Annotated in this window: 21 protein-coding genes and 1 tRNA gene; 15 read left to right on the top strand and 7 right to left on the bottom strand. The window is 65.7% G+C overall.

The features are described from left to right. From WCL10_RS02245 to WCL10_RS02235, 3 genes are all read right to left on the bottom strand, one after another. A partial coding sequence (locus WCL10_RS02245; RefSeq protein ID WP_336893992.1) for a transposase occupies nucleotides 1–433 on the bottom strand: 433 nt, incomplete at its 3' end. A gap of 1,128 nt (nucleotides 434–1,561) precedes the next feature. Continuing rightward, the gene (locus tag WCL10_RS02240; RefSeq protein ID WP_336893973.1) at nucleotides 1,562–1,825 is read right to left on the bottom strand and encodes a site-specific integrase; all 264 of its coding nucleotides are present in this window, start codon (nucleotides 1,823–1,825) and stop codon (nucleotides 1,562–1,564) included. Between the two features lie 234 nt (nucleotides 1,826–2,059). Beyond that, nucleotides 2,060–2,136 (bottom strand) — tRNA-Arg (locus WCL10_RS02235). A 209-nt stretch (nucleotides 2,137–2,345) separates the two neighbouring features. Here WCL10_RS02235 and WCL10_RS02230 point away from each other — a divergent pair. Together WCL10_RS02230 and WCL10_RS02225 are read left to right on the top strand one after the other, a co-directional pair. Continuing rightward, nucleotides 2,346–2,663, top strand: a complete 318-nt coding sequence (locus tag WCL10_RS02230) for a hypothetical protein (RefSeq protein ID WP_336893972.1) — start codon at nucleotides 2,346–2,348, stop codon at nucleotides 2,661–2,663. A gap of 41 nt (nucleotides 2,664–2,704) precedes the next feature. Continuing rightward, on the top strand, nucleotides 2,705–3,202 hold the full coding sequence (locus WCL10_RS02225; protein ID WP_336893971.1) for an MmcB family DNA repair protein: 498 nt from the start codon (nucleotides 2,705–2,707) through the stop codon (nucleotides 3,200–3,202). Here the strand turns inward: WCL10_RS02225 and WCL10_RS02220 are convergent. Continuing rightward, entirely contained in the window at nucleotides 3,199–3,771 is a 573-nt protein-coding gene (locus WCL10_RS02220; RefSeq protein WP_336893991.1) for a TMEM165/GDT1 family protein, read from the bottom strand. The genes WCL10_RS02225 and WCL10_RS02220 overlap by 4 nt on opposite strands. Nucleotides 3,772–4,161: 390 nt before the next feature. Here WCL10_RS02220 and WCL10_RS02215 point away from each other — a divergent pair, with 390 nt between their 5' ends. Next, the gene (locus WCL10_RS02215; protein ID WP_336893970.1) at nucleotides 4,162–5,544 is read left to right on the top strand and encodes an alginate export family protein; all 1,383 of its coding nucleotides are present in this window, start codon (nucleotides 4,162–4,164) and stop codon (nucleotides 5,542–5,544) included. Here the strand turns inward: WCL10_RS02215 and WCL10_RS02210 are convergent. Both WCL10_RS02210 and WCL10_RS02205 read right to left on the bottom strand, forming a co-directional pair. After that, nucleotides 5,517–5,702 (bottom strand): DUF1289 domain-containing protein, encoded by a 186-nt coding sequence (locus tag WCL10_RS02210; protein WP_336893969.1) that lies wholly within the window; start codon nucleotides 5,700–5,702, stop codon nucleotides 5,517–5,519. The two genes, WCL10_RS02215 and WCL10_RS02210, sit on opposite strands and share 28 nt — an antisense overlap. Then, the gene (locus tag WCL10_RS02205; protein ID WP_336893968.1) at nucleotides 5,702–7,027 is read right to left on the bottom strand and encodes a M20/M25/M40 family metallo-hydrolase; all 1,326 of its coding nucleotides are present in this window, start codon (nucleotides 7,025–7,027) and stop codon (nucleotides 5,702–5,704) included. Before WCL10_RS02205 ends, WCL10_RS02210 begins: the two co-directional genes overlap by 1 nt. A gap of 288 nt (nucleotides 7,028–7,315) precedes the next feature. Here WCL10_RS02205 and WCL10_RS02200 point away from each other — a divergent pair, with 288 nt between their 5' ends. The 9 genes from WCL10_RS02200 to WCL10_RS02160 all read left to right on the top strand — a co-directional run bounded on the left by WCL10_RS02200 (nucleotide 7,316) and on the right by WCL10_RS02160 (nucleotide 16,852). Further along, on the top strand, nucleotides 7,316–8,851 hold the full coding sequence (locus WCL10_RS02200; protein WP_336893967.1) for a DEAD/DEAH box helicase: 1,536 nt from the start codon (nucleotides 7,316–7,318) through the stop codon (nucleotides 8,849–8,851). Nucleotides 8,852–8,978: 127 nt separating this feature from the next. Beyond that, the gene (locus WCL10_RS02195) at nucleotides 8,979–9,689 is read left to right on the top strand and encodes a sterol desaturase family protein (RefSeq protein ID WP_336893966.1); all 711 of its coding nucleotides are present in this window, start codon (nucleotides 8,979–8,981) and stop codon (nucleotides 9,687–9,689) included. Continuing rightward, the gene (locus tag WCL10_RS02190) at nucleotides 9,686–10,162 is read left to right on the top strand and encodes a DUF2141 domain-containing protein (protein ID WP_336893965.1); all 477 of its coding nucleotides are present in this window, start codon (nucleotides 9,686–9,688) and stop codon (nucleotides 10,160–10,162) included. Before WCL10_RS02195 ends, WCL10_RS02190 begins: the two co-directional genes overlap by 4 nt. A gap of 71 nt (nucleotides 10,163–10,233) precedes the next feature. Then, the gene (locus WCL10_RS02185; protein WP_336893964.1) at nucleotides 10,234–11,118 is read left to right on the top strand and encodes a CoA ester lyase; all 885 of its coding nucleotides are present in this window, start codon (nucleotides 10,234–10,236) and stop codon (nucleotides 11,116–11,118) included. Nucleotides 11,119–11,257: 139 nt separating this feature from the next. Continuing rightward, nucleotides 11,258–12,685 (top strand): hypothetical protein, encoded by a 1,428-nt coding sequence (locus tag WCL10_RS02180; RefSeq protein WP_336893963.1) that lies wholly within the window; start codon nucleotides 11,258–11,260, stop codon nucleotides 12,683–12,685. A 60-nt stretch (nucleotides 12,686–12,745) separates the two neighbouring features. After that, nucleotides 12,746–13,723 (top strand): alpha/beta hydrolase, encoded by a 978-nt coding sequence (locus WCL10_RS02175; RefSeq protein ID WP_336893962.1) that lies wholly within the window; start codon nucleotides 12,746–12,748, stop codon nucleotides 13,721–13,723. A gap of 75 nt (nucleotides 13,724–13,798) precedes the next feature. After that, nucleotides 13,799–15,121 (top strand): M48 family metalloprotease, encoded by a 1,323-nt coding sequence (locus tag WCL10_RS02170; protein ID WP_336893990.1) that lies wholly within the window; start codon nucleotides 13,799–13,801, stop codon nucleotides 15,119–15,121. Nucleotides 15,122–15,153: 32 nt separating this feature from the next. Continuing rightward, complete coding sequence (locus WCL10_RS02165) at nucleotides 15,154–15,939, top strand: thioredoxin domain-containing protein (RefSeq protein WP_336893961.1); 786 nt, start codon at nucleotides 15,154–15,156, stop codon at nucleotides 15,937–15,939. A gap of 1 nt (nucleotide 15,940) precedes the next feature. After that, nucleotides 15,941–16,852: a hypothetical protein gene (locus WCL10_RS02160; RefSeq protein WP_336893960.1), complete on the top strand. Its 912-nt coding sequence runs from the start codon at nucleotides 15,941–15,943 to the stop codon at nucleotides 16,850–16,852. Between the two features lie 3 nt (nucleotides 16,853–16,855). Here WCL10_RS02160 and WCL10_RS02155 read toward each other — a convergent pair whose 3' ends face one another. Beyond that, a complete protein-coding gene (locus WCL10_RS02155; protein WP_336893959.1) occupies nucleotides 16,856–17,479 on the bottom strand; it encodes an HD domain-containing protein in 624 nt (207 codons plus the stop codon). Nucleotides 17,480–17,574: 95 nt separating this feature from the next. Between WCL10_RS02155 and WCL10_RS02150 the strand changes: the two genes are divergently transcribed. The 3 genes from WCL10_RS02150 to nadC all read left to right on the top strand — a co-directional run bounded on the left by WCL10_RS02150 (nucleotide 17,575) and on the right by nadC (nucleotide 20,579). Further along, a complete protein-coding gene (locus WCL10_RS02150; RefSeq protein WP_336893958.1) occupies nucleotides 17,575–18,726 on the top strand; it encodes a histidine kinase in 1,152 nt (383 codons plus the stop codon). A gap of 3 nt (nucleotides 18,727–18,729) precedes the next feature. Further along, the gene (locus WCL10_RS02145) at nucleotides 18,730–19,527 is read left to right on the top strand and encodes a LytTR family DNA-binding domain-containing protein (RefSeq protein ID WP_336893957.1); all 798 of its coding nucleotides are present in this window, start codon (nucleotides 18,730–18,732) and stop codon (nucleotides 19,525–19,527) included. Nucleotides 19,528–19,715: 188 nt separating this feature from the next. Next, nucleotides 19,716–20,579: a carboxylating nicotinate-nucleotide diphosphorylase gene (gene nadC, locus WCL10_RS02140; RefSeq protein WP_336893956.1), complete on the top strand. Its 864-nt coding sequence runs from the start codon at nucleotides 19,716–19,718 to the stop codon at nucleotides 20,577–20,579. Nucleotides 20,580–20,586 lie beyond the last annotated feature (7 nt).

The following is a 20,586-nucleotide window of genomic DNA, read 5'->3' as shown; positions in this document are numbered from 1 at the left end:
CGATGATCTGCCCGCCCATGGCGAGATAACCCCGATCGGTCAGCGCGGCATCGAAGCGGGCGAAGAGCTTGTCGATCGCCTTGGCCTGCACCAAACGCTCGCGGAACAACCACACGGTCGTCGCATCGGGCACCGTGCCATCGAGCCCAAGACCCAGGAAGCGCTGGAACGAGAGACGATCCTTGATCTGGAACTCGGTCGCCTCGTCCGACAACGAGTACAGCGCCTGCAACACCAAGACCTTGAACATCAGCACCGGATCAAACGGCGGCCGGCCACCTTTGCCTCGAACACTCCGGCGCAGAGCGGCAATCAACGGTCCGCGGAACACCTCGAAGTCTACCACCCCGCTCAACCGCTCCAGCGGATCGCCCGCCGCGCTCAATGCCTCGTATCTGTCCGAAAGATCAAAGAAACCGGGCTGTCCATTCATCGTCGCCTCCGCCACTCGTCGGCGAAGTGAATCAAATCTGCCCTTCAAAGGCCAGAGTTTTTCGAGGTGTCCAGTTACCTCGGCTTCATCCACATCGTCTCAATCCGCCTGTGGACCCGCCAATTTGTCAACGCCTTCTAGCGCGATAGTATAAGAAAAAGTGTATTTCAGATGCGAGATTTATTCAATGTCCGCTTGAAATTGCCTTTGAAGAAATCATCAAGGTATTGGACAAAGATGCGCCTGGTTTAGACAGCGCTGTAATAAGTGCAATACCGATAAGAGCTGCAATCAGGCCTTACTCAAGGGTGGTTGTACCATCTTTGTTTTTGAGCATTCGCATCAAGATATCCACGCAGAAATCCTCTCGTCCGTTCAAATGTCGTTGATATCGAACGAACGTTTATTCCTCTCAAAAACCTTACTTAGTGTGCCCTTGATGTGAATGCCGCTTTCCGACACACATCAAACCAGATCAACCACCCGCTGGCGCTCTTCGCTTTCGCCCGCGATGTACCTCTGCGTGGTCTGCAATGACGAATGTCCCGCCAACGACTGGATATCCCGCAGTGATCCGCCGACCGTGGATATCTTGCGCGCAGCATGGAGGTTAGAGATCTTCGCGTCCCACCCTCGAAGCACCAGATCGAGCGGTCGAAGCAGACGGTGATCGTCATCGGGTGATGCTAATTTCTGATCGAAAATCTAAGCAATACCAATTGTTCTTATTCAATGGGTTAATACGCTTTGTTCGTTAGGGCTATGTATCATTCATTTTATTGTTACAATAAACCAAAATGATTCTTTACCCATTCACCTTTTGGGTTTTTATCATATCGCAATTACAATATTTGCATTTTGTTGCGTAAGTTGAATTGTAAACATAAATTGCTCGTCCATTACGCTTATGAAATCCAAATTGACAGGCGGACATGGTTCGAATGATTCTGAAAATCGGTGAATTTTTCATGGGTAAGTATAAATACCTGATCCACGTTTCCGGATGAGAACGTTCTCAGGCGGGATATGATGAGTATATTTCTAAATTATTGCAATCGGGAATTATCGTCGAACTGCCTGTTTCTGATCGGAAATCAACTCCCGCTGATGACCATCAGCGACGTCTGATCACACCAGATCGACCACTCTATTCTGCGCTTCGCTGTCGCCCTCGATGTACCGCTGCGTGGCCTGCAACAACGAATGTCCCGCCAGTGACTGCACATCCCGCAGCGATCCGCCGACCGTGGATATCTTGCGGGCTGCATTCGTGATGAAGGTCCGCCGCCCCGAGTGTGATGAGCACCCCACCAACCCCAGGTCGGTATACCAACGGTGGATCAGGTTCACGATCGCTCGGGCTGATGTGCGGTCGTTGAGTTCGGTCGTCACGACGTACGGTGTGGGGGTCCTTACTGACCAATGCGGACTGGAGACCCGGCCCGATCTGCTTACAGATAACATTGCCTCGAATCCGGCAGGATGCGCGCCCGGCGCAATTCGGGGGCAGTGATCACTTTGCAATCAGCAAGCCACGAAGCGGCGCTTCTATCCGCAAATCCACCCCCTCTTTTCCGTACTCATCCCGTACGGACTAGATGGATCGCAACTAAGTTATTGAAAAGCTGGTGCACCCGACAGGATTCGAACCTGTGGCCTCTGCCTTCGGAGGGCAGCGCTCTATCCAGCTGAGCTACGGGTGCGTGGGAGGCTTCGCCTAGCAGCGTGGCGGGCGGCTTGCCAGAGGTTTGTGGACCACAGGTTTTCAGGCGCAGCGGGCAGTTTAGCGATTTGGTAGCGGGCACGGGGGTAAACATGGCGGCACATGGCAAGTCGTCCCCCATCTTTCGAGCCGAATCGCGCCTCAAGTCGCGGCGGCGCCCTTGGCGGCGGCGCGACGAGTGCGATGTCGATGAAGTGGACCGCCGTGCACGAGGCGGCGGCGGCATTGAGCGAGCTTGCCGGGCTAGCACCCGAATTCCGCACGCCCGACGTGCGCAACTTCCCCGCGATCATGCGCGATACCGGCGGCTGGCGGCTGCGGCTGGCCCAGCAAGGGGTGGAAGACCTTTCCGCGATTCTCGAGCCGGGCCTTGCCGCGCTCCTGGCCCTCCATGCCAGCGGCGTGCCGGCCGGGGTCGCGGCGCGGGCCCTGTGGCAGGAATTCCACGCCGCGCGGAGCGCGCTGCTGGCGCTGATCCCGCCGCTGGGGATCGAGCGCAGGGGTTAGAACCCCTTTTCTTGTTCCATTTTTGTTCTTACACTACAGCCATGTCCGATTCGGCCCTCTCGCCTCTTTTCTCCCCGCCCGAGCGTGAGGCGCAGGCCGTGGCGCGCGGGATCGGGCGGCTGTTTGCGCGGGCCGGTATCTGGTGCCTCGCTGAAATGCCGCTGCGCTCCGGACGGCGGGCAGATCTCATGGGGATCGATAGCAAGGGCCGCGTCGTGATCGTGGAGATCAAGGTCAGCCGGGCCGATCTGCTCGGCGATGCCAAGTGGCTGGATTACCTAGAATACTGCGACCGGTTCTACTGGGGCCTTGCCCCGCATCTCGACCGCGCTTGCCTGGAGACCCCGGCGTTCCGGCCGGACTTGTGCGGCGTGATAGTTGCCGACGGCTATGACGCCGAGATTGTGCGCCCCGCCCCGACTCTGCCGCTCGCCGCCGCGCGCCGCAAGGCCGAGACCGAGCGGCTGGCCCGGGCGGCGCTCCGGCGGCTGGTGGTGAGCGGCGATCCGCTCTGCGCCGGTTGGGGCGAAGAGAGCTAGAGAACGCCCGCTGTTGTCAGCAGCAACCAGAGACCAAGCGCCGCGAAAAGCAGCGCGGCCACCATGCGCACCGCGCCGAGCGGCACGCGGCGCACAATCTCGCCGCCGAGCAGCACGACAGGCACATTGGCCAGCATCATGCCGAGCGTGGTGCCGAGCGTGACAGCAACCGCATCGTGGAAGCGCGCACCCAGCGCGATCGTGGCAATCTGGGTCTTGTCGCCTATCTCGACGAGGAAAAAGGCGACCAGTGTTGTCAGGAATGCACCGAACCGCGCCGGGGCAGGCGTCTCGTCGTCGTCGAGCTTGTCGGGCACCAGTGTCCAGGCCGCCATGGCGAGGAAACCGGCGGCAACCGCATAATGGAAGGCCGGCCCGTCGAACCAGCCGGCCGCCGCGGAGCCGGCCAGCGCGGCAAGGAAATGGTTGGCCAGGGTCGCGACGAGAATACCGGCGATGATCGGCCATGGGCGCTGGAACCGTGCGGCGAGTACGATGGCGAGGAGCTGTGTCTTGTCGCCGATTTCAGCGAGCGCGACGATCAGGGTGGAAGTGGCGACTGCTTCGATCATTGTTATGTTCCAAGGCCGGGCGAACGATCGAGACAACGGCACCGACGCTCCCCCGCCCGGCCGGACGAGGAGGTTTGGTGCCATTGGTCTCGCCCGGCAGACATGGGGCTTCCCCCCGCCTTGCCGCCTGCGCCATGGCCTTTCGGCCAAGCATGTTGACGCGTCTGCCCGAAGGCAGGGGGGGACCGCGCCGTGGCGCGGCGGCTACTCCCCAAGTGACTTGCGTCCCCCTAGCCGGCGGCACCGCATGCGGCAAGCTGCCTTGCACAACCGGTCCTGACACGACATGGCTGGACTGACCGGCGGAATGCTATATTCCTATGGGCATAGCGCCCGCAGACCGACCCGGCCACGGGAGGGGGTGCACGATCAGATCTGGAAGCGACTTTGACCAAAAGAGCAACCTTTGCCGTTGCGGCCTGCGCCGCGCTGATGCCTGCCCTGCCCGCTGCGGCCAAACCCGGCGCGCTGGCCGAGGCCCTTGGCGCCCCCGATGATCTGACGATCAGCGCAACCCTGCGCGCGCGGGCCGAGGGCATCGACGGCCAGTTCCGCCCGCGCCCCGCCGGCAACGATTCCATGGTCTCGCTGCGCACCACGCTGGCGATCGAGTACGATGCCGGACCGGTGCGCTTCGGCGGCGAGCTTTGGGATTCGCGAGCCTATGGCGAGGCGCGTACCTCCAGCATCACGACTTCGGACGTCAACACGGTGGAGCTCGTGCAGGCCTATGCGCGGGTCGAGCTGGGCGATTGGCGCAAGGGCGCGAAGGGCGGAAAGGGCTTGCTCACGCTGGGCCGCCAGACCATGGACATCGGCTCGCGCCGCCTCGTCGCGCGAAACCGCTTTCGCCAGACCACCAACGGCTTCACCGGCGCCAATCTCGAATGGACCACCCGCAGCGGCACGCGGCTTCAGGCCTTCTGGACCATGCCGCAGATCCGCCGCCCGGACGACGCGCCGGGGCTGCAGGACAACAAGGTCAAGCTCGATCTCGAAACGACGCGCGTCCGGTTTTTCGGCGCCTATGCCTCGCTGCCCGGTGTGCTTGGTGGCACGCTTGAAGGCTATGGCTTTCGCCTCGCCGAGCAGGACGGCACCGACCGCCAGACACGCAACCGCCACCTCTGGACAACGGGTCTGCGCTTTTTCGCCCGGCCCGCTGCGGGCAAGTGGGACCACGATGTGGAAGCCGCGTATCAGTTCGGCACCGCACGGCGCAGCGCCGGGGCGGCGGACGTGACCGACCTCGACGTTTCGGCATGGTTCCTCCACGCCGAGGCTGGTTACAGCTTCAAGGGCGCGTGGAAACCGCGCCTCGCGGTGCTGTTCGATGCGGCGAGCGGGGACCGGGGCAAGGCCGGGCGCTATGGCCGGTTCGATACGCTCTACGGCGCCAGGCGCTTCGATTTCGGGCCAACTGCGCTCTACGGTGCCTTGCAGCGGACCAATATCGTCTCGCCCGGCCTGCGGCTTGAGGCGGCGGCGGACAAACGCACCGATGTCATGTTCAGTTATCGGGCGCTGTGGCTGGAATCGCCGCGCGATGCCTTTGCCACGACCGGGGTGCGCGATGCCACGGGCGCGTCGGGCCGGTTTGCCGGCCATCAGGTGGAGACCCGGCTGCGCCGCTGGATCGTGCCTGATCTGCTTCAGGCCGAGACCGGCGGAGCGGTGCTGTTCAAACAGGGTGCACTCAGGAATGCGCCCAATGCGCCAGGCTCCGGCAACAGCCTCTATGGCTATTTCGACATTACGCTGACGCTCTGATGGCGCGCGGCCACTGCGCCGAGAATCGCCTGCTTCCTCGCGGCGCTGGCCGAGGGCCACGCCATGATTTCGTCCATCGTTCGCGCACAGCCCCGGCACAGCGCGCTCAGCGGATCGAGCGTGCAGGTACCGGTGCAGGGGCTTGCAGGATGGCTCATCACTTGTTTTCGGCAGCCAGCCGGCTCATCAACAGCGCGGCGCGCTTGGCCTGGAGCGTGAGGCTGGGCAGGTCGACCGTCTCGTCCGGGGTGTGATCCCCCTTGCTTGCGGGGCCGAGGCCGACGAGGCCCGGCACATCGGCGGCGACGAAGCTGATGTCCCCTGCGCCGCGCTTCAAGGGATCGAGCGGGGCCATCGCGGGCAGGCCGAGCGCGGCGTTGACGCCGTTGAGCTTGTCCAGCAGCGCGCGGTTGCCCTCGGTCGGCGCCATGGGCGGGTAGCCGTCTTCGAAGGTGATGGTTGCCGTGGCGCCGGGGTAGGCCCGCGCGACAATCGCTGCCATGCGCTGCTGCGCGCGGGTGTTCTGCTCGGGCGAGAGCGTGCGCAGATCGCCGCGCGCCACGGCCTTGGCGGGGATGATGTTGGTCTTGCCGGTGGCGCTGACATGGGCCTGGTCGCTCGCCAATGCAGCCTCCGCCCCGCCCGCGATCATGCCGACATTCAGCGTCAGGTTCGGCTCGGGCACTTCGGCGCGGATAGCGGCGAGAATGCGCGAAAGGGCATAGATCGCGCCATCACCGCTGGCGCCGAACACACCGCTCGAATGGCCCGATCTGGCATCGACTGCAATCGTCCAGCTATAGGCCGAGCGGCGCGCGATCGAGCCCATATCGACGAGCGTGCCGTCAGGACCCGCGTCGCGTGCGAGGCCTTCGAAATCGAGCGCGACATCCGCCGCCTTGCCCGCCGCGATCAGGTCGGCGCGGGCGGCGGACTGCGGTTCGCCCGCATCCTCCTCGTCGCCGGTGAGGTAGGCGACCACGTTGGCGCCCTTCAATGTCCCGGCCGCAGCCATGGCACGCAGCGCGGCGAGCATGGCGACCACGCCGCCCTTGTTGTCGGCAACACCCGGGCCGCTGGCCTGATCGCCCTTGCGGGTGAAGGTCTGGAACGGCGAATCCGGCTCGAACACCGTATCGAGGTGGCCGATCAGAAGCAGGCGCTTGGCCCCCGGCTTTCCAGTGTGCGTGGCGACAAGGTGCCCTGCGCGCCCGGTCTGCTCCATCGGCAGCCAGCGCACGGCGAAGCCCAGTGCTTCGAATTCGGGTCGTACCAGTGCGGCCACGGCCTTGACCCCGGGAATATTGCGCGAACCGGAGTTCTGGTTGACGAGCCGCTCCAGCAGCGCGAGATCGCGCGCTTCCCCGGCTTCCACGGCAGCGACCATGCGGCGCTCGGGCGCGGTAACGGAAGGCGCGGCGTGCGCGCTGGCGGGGATCAGCAGGGCGGCTGCAAGCAGCGCGGCGGCAAGGCGGTTTGGCATGGCACCAAGCATAGAAGAACCGCCCCCGTCTTGGGAAGCCCGCAGACCTTTCGCGCAATTTCCTTGCTTTCCAGCGCAATTGCATTTATGCGGCGCCCCAGCAGGACTGGCGAGCGGACTTTCCGCCGCAGGCCCGGGCAAGCGTGAGGTCCGCCGTTTCAGGGCGTGTACCCGCCCCGGTCGAACGGCTGCTTCGCTTGGCTTCCCCTTCACGCATGGGTCGCATGGTCGACCACTTGCCTCTGCGCGCCGCACCCTGCCGCGCGCGCCATTCCGATTGGATTCTTCATGTCTTATTTTAGCGACCTCGGCCTTGCCGAGCCGATCCTCCACGCGCTTGCCGCCAAGGGTTATACCGACCCGACGCCGATCCAGCGCCAGGCCATTCCCGCGCTCCTCGAAGGGCGCGATCTCCTCGGCATCGCGCAGACCGGCACCGGCAAGACTGCCGCTTTCGCGCTGCCCTCGCTCCACCGCCTTGCTGCCGACATGAAGCCGCGCAAGCCTGCCTCATGCCGCATGCTGGTGCTTTCGCCGACGCGTGAGCTTGCCGCGCAGATCGCCGAGAACATTGCGGCCTATGCCAAGAACCTGCGCCTCACGGTCGATTGCGTGTTCGGCGGCGTGCCGGTGGGCAAGCAGGCCCGCCGCCTCGTGCCGGGCTGCGACATTCTGGTGGCGACGCCGGGCCGTCTGCTCGACCTGATCGACCAGCGCGCGCTGACGCTTGGCCGGGTCGAGATCTTCGTGCTCGACGAAGCCGACCAGATGATGGACCTCGGCTTCATCCACGCGCTGCGCCGGGTGGCCAATCTGCTGCCCAAGGACCGGCAGAGCCTGTTCTTCTCCGCGACCATGCCCAAGGCGATCGCGGACCTCGGCAAGCAGTTCATCAACAACCCTGTGCGCGTCGAAGTGACGCCGCAGGCAAGCACGGCCGAGCGCGTCGAGCAGTTCGTCACCTTCGTCAACCAGGCCGAGAAGCAGGCGCTGCTCACGCTGCGCATCCGCGCGCTGCTGGCGGACAAGACGCTTGACCGCGCGTTGGTCTTCACTCGCACCAAGCACGGCGCAGACCGCGTGGTGCGCCATCTCTCTGCCGCTTCGATCAGCGCCCGCGCGATCCACGGCAACAAGAGCCAGGCGCAGCGCACCGCCGCGCTGGAAGCTTTCCGCCAGGGTTCGTGCCCGATCCTCGTCGCCACCGATATCGCCGCGCGCGGGATCGACGTGAGCGGGGTGAGCCACGTGTTCAACTTCGAGCTGCCCAATGTGGCCGAACAGTACGTCCACCGGATCGGCCGCACCGCGCGCGCCGGCGCGGATGGCGAGGCGATCAGCTTCTGCGCGCCGGATGAAAAGCCCTATCTCAAGGACATCGAAAAGCTGACCGGCATCAAGCTTATGCCGCTCCCGCTTCCCGAAGGTTTTCTGGCCGAGGCAGCGCGCCTTCCCGCCGTCAGCCGCAAGCCCGAGGAAGAAGAGCGCGATGCGCGGCGCGATGACCGCGACGCGCGTGGGCGCGGCGGAAACCGCGGCGGCGGCGACCGGCATGGTGGTCAGGGTCGGGGCGCTGGCCCCAATCCCAACCGGCGCGACGACCGCACTCCCGGTGGCCGCGCGCAAGGGCGCGATGGCCGTCCGCGCGATGCCAATCCGCGCAAGGCCGATGAGCGCAGCGCGGATCGCGGCCCGGTCGGCAATCCCATCCGCACCGAACGCAGCGAAGCGCCGCAGGGCGACAAGCCGCGCAGCTTCCGCCCCAATGGCGGCAGTGGTGGGGGTGTCGGCCAGCACCGCAACAGGGTCCGCCGCGCGGTCTGATGCAGGGGCCCTGTTCTCGACAGCCTGTGGACTGCCCCGATTGCGGGCTGTCCACGGCTGCGCGGGCTTGGCATAGAGGGGGCGTGACCATGCTTTCACTCCCCAGTATGGCCGGAGCTTCCGGCACATGACCGAACTCTGGCTGTCCGCGCTGGTAATGACCGTGATCGTCGCGGTGCGCTATCTTGCGGTCAGCGGCCTGTTTGCGTGGCTCACCAAGCTGGTGCGCCCCGGCCATTACGACGGCCTTGCCCGCCAGATGCGCAGCGAGATCGCATGGAGCCTTGCCTCCGCCGCGATCTACGGCGTGCCCGCCGGGATCATTGCCTGGGGGTGGCAACATTATGGCTGGACGCTGGTCTATACCGATGTGAACGAATGGCCGCTGTGGTGGCTGCCGGTGTCGCTGTTCGTCTACCTCGCCCTCCACGATACCTGGTTCTACTGGACACACCGCTGGATGCACCGCCCGCGCGTGTTCCGCGCGATCCATGCCGTGCACCATGCCAGCCGCCCGCCCACGGCCTGGGCGGCAATGAATTTCCACCCGGTGGAAGCCGCGATCGTGGGCCTGTTCATTCCCGCGCTGGTTTTTGTGGTGCCGATCCACGCCGGCGTGCTCGGCCTCGTGCTGATGATCATGACGGTGATGGGTGTGACCAATCACATGGGCTGGGAACTTTTTCCAAAGGCGCTTGTTCATTCAACTGTAGGGCATTGGGTGATAACAGCGAGTCACCATCATCGTCACCACGAGCTATATCGATGCAATTATGGCCTCTACTTCCGCTTCTGGGATCACGTCTGCGGCACCGACAAGGGGCTGGTGGCACCATGAAGCGTGAACGCGGCTTTGCTGCCGGGCTGGCGGTGCTGCTTGCAGCGCCGCTGATCGTGGCGGCCGTGCCGCTGCCCCAGGTCCAGACCGCCGCGCCGGCGCCGACCTCGATCTTCGTGGAGATTGACGGGCTGCGTTCGAACAACGGGCAGATCATGGCCTGCATGACTGCCAACCCCAAGACCTTCCCCGATTGCCAGAAAGACCCCAATGCCCGGCACCTCACCGTGCCGGCGGTGAACCGGGAGACGGTTCAGTTCAGGGACGTGCCGCAGGGCCGCTATGCCATCGCACTGTTTCATGACGAGAACGGCAATGGCCGCATGGACAAGATGATGATGCTGCCGCGCGAGGGCTTCGGTTTTTCGCGCGATGCGCCGCTGCAGTTCGGCCCGCCGCGCTTCGGTGCGGCCTCGTTCCAGGTCGGTTCGGTGCAAGTGCGCACCGCGATCAAGGTTCGTTACATCCTGTAACAGCCCCCTTGCATGGGGCCGCAGCTTGGGGAATGGCGCTTTTCCCTTGTCCCGGTTTGTCGGAGAACTGCGTGCCCGAAACCCTCAACGCCGCGCCGCCGCTGCGCTCGCTACTCTATATGCCCGCCAGCAACACCCGCGCGGTGGACAAGGCACGCACGCTGCCATGCGATGCGGTAGCGCTCGATCTGGAAGACGCGGTCGCGCCCGAAATGAAGGATGCCGCCCGCACCTCGCTGGTCGAGGCGCTGGCGGAGGGCGGCTTCGGTCATCGCGGTCTGATCGCGCGGATCAATCCGCTCGGCTCGCTTTGGGGCAAGGCCGATCTCCTCGCGCTGGCCGGCTGCCCGCTCGATGCGATCCTCGCGCCCAAGGTCAATGACGCCGCCGACGTGGTCGCGCTCTCAGTGGCGATGGACGGCGCGGGCTATGATCCTGCCGTGCGGCTGTGGGTGATGATCGAGACGCCGCAGGCCGTGCTCGCGCTCGAGCGCATTGCCGCCGCAGCCAAGGTCTCGCGTCTTGCCGGCTTCGTGCTCGGGCTCAACGATCTCGCCAAGGAGACCGGCATGGCGCAAGTGCCGGGCCGCGCCGGATTCGTGCCGGTGATGGTGCAGGCCCTCATGGCCGCACGCGCCTATGGTCTCGTCGTGCTCGACGGGGTGTGCAACGCGATTGATGATCCCGCCCGGCTGGAGGACGAATGCGCACAGGCGCGCGCGCTGGGCTTTGACGGCAAGACCTTGATCCACCCTTCGCAGATCGAAATCGCCAACCACGTCTTCGCACCCGGCGAGGGCGAGGTGGCAGAGGCGCAGGCCATCGTTACCGCCTTTGCCGACCCCGCAAATGCTGGCAAGGGCGCGCTCAAGGTGGGCGGCAAGATGGCAGAGCTGCTTCACCGTGACATGGCCGAGCGCCTGCTTGCAAAGGCTGCCGCGATCGCCGCGCGCTGACGACCGGGGGCCGGGCGCCCCCACGCGGCGATCCCCTCCGAATTCGAACGATACCCGCAAGAGAGGCGGCGCAACTTAAGTACATCTTTACCATGTTGCGCCAATACGGACCCCATTGGACGACCACGGGGACCGGTTCATGGATACGTTTCGCGGCATCAGTGCAGATGGGCCCGAGGGGCAAGACCCCGCAGCTTATGCCGACGACTATGCCACTTACGAGGAATCGATCGACGAACAGGGCCCGGTTGCCGCGCCCCCGCCGCCGGTCGGGCAGGACGAGCGTCGCATGCAGGTGCGCGCCTACAACTTCTGGGCGAGCCTGCTCGATCAGGGCCAGTTCCCGCCGGTCCAGTCGCTGCTCGACGGACATCTGCCCGATTTCGCCGACCATTCGGTATTGCTTCATTTCGACCAGGGTATCGACGACCCCGCCATTCCCTTCCTCGGCCAAGTGCTCGCCGACGAGTGTGATGCGGGCAGCCCGCTGCGCCGCCTGAGCGACATTCCCGGTCGCTCGCTGCTCTCGCGCATTACCGATCACTATTTGCAGATCATCGCCAACCAGGCGCCGATCGGTTTCGAGGCCGAATTCGTCAACCAGCGTGGACGCACGATCCTCTATCGCGGGATCCTGCTGCCCTTCTCCACCGACAACGGCACGATCGACTACATCTACGGCGTGATCAACTGGAAGGAGTTGGCCGACCAGCAGACCACCGACGCGCTCCTGCTCGAGATCGACCAGGCGTTGGACCAGCAGTCCGGTGGCGCAATGCCGCGCCGCGATACAGGTGTGACCCTCGGCGGCTGGGCCGACGGGCCGGACAGCGAGGCGTATTACCAGGCAGACCATCTCGACGAATCCGTCCCGCTCGATCTGGCACGGTTCGGCGCCGAAATCATTGCGGGTGGAGCGCCGGACATCGAGGCGGGCTCCGCGCACGCCATTGCGCTGGAAGAGCCCGAGCCCGCGTGCCTTGCCGACTGGCTCGCATCGGCGCGCGACCTTGCGCATATCGCCCATTCGAACGAGGACCGCACCCGCAGCGCGCTCTATGCCGCAATCGGCCGCGCCTGGGACTTTGCGCTCGCTGCCGAGCATGCGCCCGAGGACTTTGCCGAAATGGTCGCCGATGCCGGTCTCACCATGCAGGCGCGCGCGCCGCTGACCCCGCTGGTCAAGCTCGTGTTCGGCGCGGACTACGACAAGACGCGCATTACCGAATATGCCACCGCACTCGCCCATGCGCAGCGCCTTGCGCTCGGCCTTGGCGAGCTTGGCGGCTATCTCGCCAAGGCACCCGGCGGGCTCAAGGGCGTGGTCGCGCTCGAGCGCAAGCTGCGCCGCGAGGAAAGCGGCAAGACCGCGCCGCCCGCCCGCACTTCGGTCGTCGAGAGCCTGCGCGCCCTCGATCACAAGCCGCTCTACGCGCTGGAGCCGGAGGGCGCCGAGTTCGCGCTGGTGCTGGTACGCCGCCTCGCGAGCGGGCCGGCAGTGCTGCTCGGCGAGATTGCCGACGACCAGCCGCTGCTCGAACGCGCCGCGCGCCGCCTGCTCGGCTGACCAGCCCGCCCCTTGGGGCGGCGCCTTCCCTGCCCGGACAAAAGCGTCTAGCCATGCCCCATGGCACAGGCTGAAGTCCAACCGCGCCAAGCGCGCACAACCCGGCGGCGGTGGCTCGCCTGGACGCTCATCGTGCTTGCGCTGCTCGCGATCGGCGGCTTCCTCGCCTATCGTCAGGCGCTGGCCGACAATGCGGTTGGGCTGCTCGACAGCGCGGACCGGCTGCTGCACGGCGGTGACAGCGCGATGCGCGAGGTAGCCGCCACGCACTATGGCCCAGATCCGGCACAGAAGCTGGAAATGTTCCTGCCCGCCGCGCCGGCCCCCGGCGGCGCGAAGCGGCCCATCGTGGTGTTCATCCACGGCGGCGGCTGGCGCTCGGGCGATCCGCACGACTACCGCTTCGTGGCGCGCGCGCTGGTGCCGCAGGGCTATGCCGTGGTGCTGGCAGGCTACCGGCTTTACCCTCATGCACGCTATCCGGCGATGCTGGAGGACGGCGCCGCTGCACTGCGCTGGGTGGCGGATCATGCTGGAAAGCTCGGCGGCGATCCCGCGCGCGTGGTGCTCATGGGCCATTCCGCCGGGGCCTACAATGCGGTCATGCTCGGGCTCGATCAGCGCTGGCTGCAGGCGCAAGGCCTTTCCGCCAATGCCCTTGGCGGGGTGGTTGGCCTTGCCGGGCCTTATGATTTCTACCCCTTCGAAAGCGAGGCGACCAAGCTCAGCTTCGGCAAGGCGCCCAATCCGGAGGAAACCCAACCGGTGGTCCACGCCCGTGCCGGAGGGCCGCCACTGCTGCTAGTCCATGGCACCGCCGATACCAGGGTGCGCCCGCGCAATTCGGTGGAGCTTGCCCGCACCATGACCCGCGCCGGCGCGCCGACCCGCGCGGTGCTGCTCGATGGCGTGACGCATGAGGGCCTTATCATGATGTTCGCGCGGCCCTTCTCGCGCGATGCCCGCGCGCTCGATGCGGTGCTGCCGTTCCTTGCCAAGGTCACAGCTTCACCGCCGGTTCAGGCGAGCGGCGGATAACATGGCGCCATCGTGACACGGTCCCTTCCGCTTCGCCGCATCGGCCGCACGCTCGCGGCAACGCTCACCCTCGCTCTGGCCACCACCTTGGCCAGTACCCCTGTTGCCGCGCAATCGATGCTGCGCGATGCCGAGACCGAGGCACTCTTTCAGGACATGGCCGCGCCGATCGTGGCGGCAGCCGGGTTCAATCCGCGTGCGATCGACGTGATCCTGCTCAACGATCCGTCGATCAACGCCTTCGTCGCGGGCGGGCAGGCGGTCTATATCCATTCGGGCCTGATCAGCGCGGCGGACAACGTGCAGGAAGTGCAGGGCGTGTTCGCGCACGAGCTGGGTCATATCACCGGCGGGCATGTGATCCGGGGCGACGAGGGCGGCAAGCCCGCGACCGCCATCACCCTCCTCAGCCTTCTGCTCGGCGCAGCCGCTGCGGCGGCAGGTTCGGGCGATGCGGGCATCGGCATTCTCATGGCGGGGCAGCAGGCGGCGCTCGGCAAGTACCTTGCCTTCAGCCGCGCGCAGGAATCCTCGGCCGACGCGGCGAGCGTGCAATTCCTTTCCAAGGCGGGGATCTCGGGCAAGGGCTCGGTCGATTTCTTCAAGAAGCTCCAGAACATGGAGTTCCGCTACGGCTTCAAACGCGACGCCGATGCAGAGTTCTACAGCACCCACCCGATGACCTCGGACCGCCTGACGACGCTGCAGGACAGCTTCGCGCAGGATCCGGCGTGGAACCGGCCCCTCGATCCCGCGCTTCAGGTCCGGTTCCTCAGGGTGAAGGCCAAACTGGTCGGCTATCTCGCCGAGCCTGCGGCCACGCTCGCCGCCTATCCTGAATGGATGCAGGACGCGCCCGCGCACCTCGCCCGCGCCTATGCCTTCCACAAGGAAGCGCTGATGGACAAGGCGCTGGCCGAAACCGACGCGCTGCTCAAGATGGACCCTGACGATCCCTACGCGCTCGAGATCAAGGGGCAGGTGCTGCTCGAATCGGGCAAGCCGGTGGAGGCCCTTGCGCCGCTGCGCCGCGCCGTGGAGCTCACTCGCAACGCCCCGCTGATCGCGACCACGCTCGGCCACGCGCTGCTCGCCACCGAGGACAAGGCGAACTTTGCCGAGGCCGAGCGCGTGCTCAAGACCGCCGTGGCGCGCGACCGCGACAATCCTTTCGCCTGGTACCAGCTCGGTGTGGTCTACGAGGCGCAGGGCGACATCCCGCGCGCACGGCTCGCCAGCGCCGAGCAGCAACTGGGCGAGTTCCAGCTGCCCGAAGCGCTGCGCAACGCCGAAGCGGCCGAAGGCGCGCTGCCCAAGGGCTCGCCCGACTGGCTGCGCGCGCAGGATATCGCCATGTCCGCCCGCGCGATGATTGAGCGCATGAAGAAGTCGCGCTAGCGCGGGCAGAGTATTCCCGGGAGTAGGTCCTTATGCGTTTCAGCCCCTTCCTTGCCCTTGCGCTGGTGATCGGCGCCGCGGGTGCCGCCGGCGGCTGGTGGGCAATGCATAGCCGCGGGGCCGAGGCGCAGGCCGCAGCGGCGGACGCAAAGCTGGAAAGCCAGCTTGCCGATGCCGGAATCAATGCCCGCCAGCGCGGCGCGATCGAGGCGCTGGTGCGTGCCTACATCCTCGAACATCCCGAAATCCTGCCCGAGGCGATGGACAAGCTGCAGGCGCGCGAGGCCGAAGCCCGGCTCGCACCCTTGCGCGGCGCCATCGAAACGCCGTTCCCCGGTGCAGTGCTGGGCAATCCGGCGGGCAAGATCACGCTGGTGGAATTCACCGACTTTGCCTGCACTTATTGCCGCAGCAGCGTTGCCGATGTGGAGGCGCTCGTCGGCGCCAATCCCGATCTCAAGGTGGTGGTGCGCCAGCTGCCGATCATCGCGCCCGAAAGCGAGCCCGCCGCGCGGATGGGCCTTGCTGCAGCGGCGCAGGGAAGATATGCCGCGTTCCACAAGGCGATGTTCAGCGGGGCGCGGCCGAGCGCGGCCAGCATTTCCGCCGCTGCGCAGGCTGCCGGGCTCGACAGCGCCGGGGCCGATGCCTTCTCCCGCCAGCCGAGCGTGCGTCAGGAACTCGAGCGCAACCTCGGCTTCGCACGCCAGCTCGGCATCAACGGCACGCCGGCGTGGAGTGTGGGCGGGCAGCTGATGACCGGCGCGATCGGGCGCGAGGCGCTGCAACAGGCGGTCGACGCGGCCCGGAAGGGCTGACATGCGCGGGATGCGCCAGTGGCTGCTGATCGCGGCGTTCGCTTCTGCCGCACCCGCAAGCGCCCAGCCGATCGATGCCCTGCAGCAGGACGACGCACTGGTCCAGACGATCGGCTGGCGTCTGAGCCATGCCAACGCCCGGCTGTGCCCGCGCGCCGCGCCCGGCATCGGTCTGCTGCTCGGCGATGTGCAAACTTTCGAGGATCCGGATACCGCGCGCGGAGCCTATGGTCTTTCGGGCGACATTGCCGTGGCGGCGGTGGCGGCTGGTAGCCCGGCGGCCGAGGCGGGGCTTGCCGCAAACATGGTGGTCACCGCCGTCGCGGGCGAACCAGTCGGCCCCGCCCCGCCCCGCGGCAGCTGGGACCGGGTGTGGCGGCTGCAGTCGCGCCTCGAACAGGCGGCGGCCACTACGGGATCGGCTTCGCTGACCCTGGCCGACGGGCGCGTGGTGACGGTCCCGGCGGCGCCCTCCTGCGCGGTGCGCTTTATCGTCGATGACCGCGCCGACAATGCCGGCGCCACCCGCGTGCAGATCCGCGTCGGGCGCGAGGCGATAGCCAGATTAGGCCATGACGAGGCGCTGGTCGCGGCGCTGATCGCGCATGAGCTTGCCCATGCCGCACTCGATCACGAGACCGAACTGGGGACCGGCAAGCGGCCGGTGCAAGCCGTGCGCCGCACCGAGCGCGAGGCGGACCGGCTCGCAGTCTGGCTGCTTGCCAATGCGGGATATGATCCTGAAGCTGCAGTGCAAATGACCCAGCTCCTGCGCCCGCGCGGCCTGTTTGTCATGGCCGCACCCAGCCACGGCAGTACCAGCGCCCGCGTGCGCGATATTGCTGCCGAGATCGCCGCTCTGCGAGCGGCGCCCGATGCGAACTGGGCGCTCAGGTTTCGCCGCGAGCCCTGAGGATCAGACCGTCACGCCGTTCTGCGCGGCGGTTCTCTCCATCGCCACAATCGACGTTTCGCTGCGCGGGCGCGCCAGGACCCGGCGCAGCATCGGCTCGAAGAATTCGAGCGGCAGCGTGTCGTAGGCAGGATCGAACGCGGACTGATCGTACTTGGCGCAGAATTCGGCGCAGGCATCAAAATAGGGACTGTCCCTGTATTTCTCGCGCACGTTGCGGTCGATGCCGAGGTAGTGGAAATAGTAATAGCCCTGGAACGCACCGTGATTGCGGCAGATCCAGTGCTCTTCCTCGCTCACGAAGGGGTGCAGGATGGCCGCGGCGATCTCGGGGTGGTTGTAGGACCCCAGCGTGTCGCCGATGTCGTGGAGCAGGGCCATGACGACGTAGCTCTCCGGCCGGCCGTCGCGATGGGCGCGCGTGGCCGTCTGGAGGCTGTGGGTCAGGCGGTCGATCGGAAAACCGCCGAAATCGCCGTCGAGCAGCTTGAGGTGGGCAAGCACGCGGTCAGGCAGGCCAGCGGCAAAGCCGACATAGTCGCGCGCGATGATCGTCCAGTCTTCCTGCGTGCCTTCGTCCATCGCGCGGAACTGCGCGCGCTCTTCGGAACTGCCGTGATGGTCCATGGTTCTCTCCCTTTTGAAGGGGAGAGTAACCGCTTTGTCGGCGCGCGCAAAGCCCACCAGTGGCGCATGGCCTCAGGGTGCGTTACAGACCGGTTATGGCAATGTCGCTGCCGCTCCGCCCGACGCCGTTCTTCGGCAACAAGAACCGCGCCTTCTGGCGTCTGCAAATGCTCGGCTGGGGCGGTGCGATGCTGCTGCGCGCGCTTTCCAGCCTCGCCAATGCGCAGCCGTGGTCGTTCCTGATCATCGTGCTGATCGCCTCGATCACAGGCTTTTCAATCTCGCTGATCCTCTCGGTGATCTACCGCGCGCTGATCAACCGGCGCCCGCTGATAACCTGGGGGGTGACCGCGCTCGTTCTCGCGATCGCGGTCGGGCTTTATGCCTTTATCGATTCGTGGGTGATCAGCCTCTACCGCTCGGGCAGCGATTCCGGTTTCGCACAGCTCTTCCTCGGCGTGTTCTACCTTGATCTCACGCTGCTCGGCGCGTGGTCGGCGCTCTACTACGCGATCAATTTCTACATCCAGGTCGAAGAGCAGAACGACCAGCTCATCCGCCTCGAAGCGCAGGCAACCTCGGCGCAGCTTGCCATGCTGCGCTACCAGCTCAATCCGCACTTCCTGTTCAACACGCTCAATTCGATCTCGACGCTCGTGCTGCTCAAGCAGACGGAGCCGGCCAATGCCATGCTCAGCCGCCTTTCGGCCTTCCTGCGCTACACCCTGATCAACGAACCCACCGGCCGCGTGACGGTGGCGCAGGAGGTCGAGACGCTGAAGCTCTACCTCGATATCGAGCGGATGCGCTTCGAGGAGCGGCTGGGAACAGAGTTTCGCATCGATGATGATGCCACGCCCGCGCTCATGCCCTCGCTGCTGCTCCAGCCGCTGGTCGAGAATGCGATCAAGTATGGGGTCAGCCCGCTCGAGGAAGGGGCCACGATCACCATCGCGGCGCAACTCATCGGTCCGGTGCTGCGGGTCACCGTGTCCGACACCGGCCCGGGCTTGCAACCGGGCACCGACCCCTCGACATTGTTCGGCGTGACCAGTTCCCATTCGGATTCCACGCGGGTCGGGCTCGCCAATATCCGTGACCGGCTCGCGCAGGCATACGGCGAGAACCAGCGGTTCGAAATCGGCGAACGGCCGGGAGGTGGCTTCATGGTGGTGATCGAACTGCCCTTCGAGGCGCGCGAAGCCACCGCCGCGCCGTCCGCATCCCTCGCCACACAGCAAAGGTAGCCCATGACCATTCGCACGATCCTCGTCGACGACGAGAAGCTCGCTATCCAGGGTCTCCAGCTGCGGCTCGAGGCATTCCCCGACGTCGAGGTGATCGACACCTGCTCCAACGGTCGCGAGGCGATCCGCAAGATCAAGACCGAGAAGCCCGATCTGGTGTTCTGCGACATCCAGATGCCCGGCTTCGACGGGTTCAGCGTGGTCAGCGGGGTGATCGAGATCGATCCGCCGCTGTTCGTCTTCGTGACCGCCTATTCCGAGCATGCAATCCGCGCGTTCGAGGCCAATGCGGTCGATTATCTCTTGAAGCCGGTCGAGCAGAGCCGCCTTGCCGACGCGCTCGACCGCGCACGCACCCGTCTTGCCGAAAAGCGCGGGCTGGAAGAGGCCGAGAAACTCAAGACCGTGCTTGCCGAAGTCGCCCCCGACGCAATGGACTCGATGCCCGACGAGAGCGAGCCTGCCGTCGGGCGATTCGAAAAGCTGATCAACATCAAGGATCGCGGCCAGATCTTCCGCGTCGATGTCGACACGATCGAGCGGATCGAGGCGGCGGGCGACTACATGTGCATCTACACCGGCGACAACTCGCTGATCCTGCGCGAGACGATGAAGGACCTTGAGCGCCGGCTCGACCCGCGCGTTTTCCAGCGCGTCCACCGCTCGAAGATCGTCAACCTCGACCGCGTGCGGCAAGTCAAACCGCATACCAACGGCGAATGCTTCCTGGTGCTCGACAGCGGCTCGGAAGTGAAAGTCTCGCGCTCCTACCGGGATGTGGTGGCGCGCTTCGTGCATTGAAGTTTGGTTTGAGCCGCAGGCTTTAAAGTGATTTCTCGCAGAGACGCAGAGAAGAAAGGAAGGGCGCAAAGATGGCGCGCGGCCTCTTGGCGATCTCTCTTTTTCCTCTGCGTCTCTGCGAGAAACGGTGGAGAGCACCTTCGGTGCAGTATCTCGACACACCCAAGGCGCATGGGTAAGCCCGCCACATGACGGACTTCTCCATCCCCGGCTTCGATCTCGACGCCTTCGTCGCCGCCACGCTTGCCGAAGATCTGGGCGAAGGGCTCCCCGGCGGCGGGCATGACGTGACATGCGAGAGCGTGATTCCGGCGGATGCGCGCTTTGCCGGGGTGATGGACAGCCGCGATCCGATCACGGTCTGCGGCCTTCCCATCGCCGCCGCCTTCTTCCGCGCGCTCGATCCCGCGATGGAAATCGAAGTGCTGGTCGAAGAAGGAGCGCAAGTCGCACCCGGCACCGCACTCATGCGCCTCACCGGATCGGCGCGGGCCATGCTCACCGCCGAGCGCAGCGCGCTCAACACCGTGCAGCACCTCTCGGGCGTCGCCACGCTCACCCGCAGCTATGTCGATGCCATGGGCGATACCCGCGCGAAGCTGCTCGATACGCGCAAGACCATTCCCGGCCTGCGCCACCTTGAGAAGTACGCCGTACGCACCGGCGGCGGGCACAACCACCGCATGGGGCTGTGGGACGCAGCGATGATCAAGGACAACCACGTGGCCGTGGCCGGCGGCGTGGCCGAGGCGGTGCGCCGCGCGCTGTCCGCAGGGGTCGCCGACGTGATCTGCGAGGTCGACCGCATCGACCAGATCGAACCCGCGCTGGCGGCCGGCGCCACGCGCCTCCTGCTCGACAACATGGGCCCCGCCATGCTGCGCGAGGCTGTGGCCTTGGTCGCAGGCCGCGCGGCGTGCGAAGCCTCAGGCGGTGTGCGGCTCGATACTATCGGCGCAATTGCCGCCTCGGGCGTCGATTACGTCTCGGTGGGCCGCCTCACGCAAAGCGCTCCGGCCGCCGATATCGGGCTCGATTTCACGCCGATCTGAACCAGGC

Source organism: Novosphingobium sp. (assembly GCF_037133355.1).
In the GTDB taxonomy this organism is placed as follows: domain Bacteria; phylum Pseudomonadota; class Alphaproteobacteria; order Sphingomonadales; family Sphingomonadaceae; genus Novosphingobium.
The sequence above is the reverse complement of the archived record's forward strand: the minus strand, read 5'-3'. Positions and strand labels throughout refer to the sequence as shown.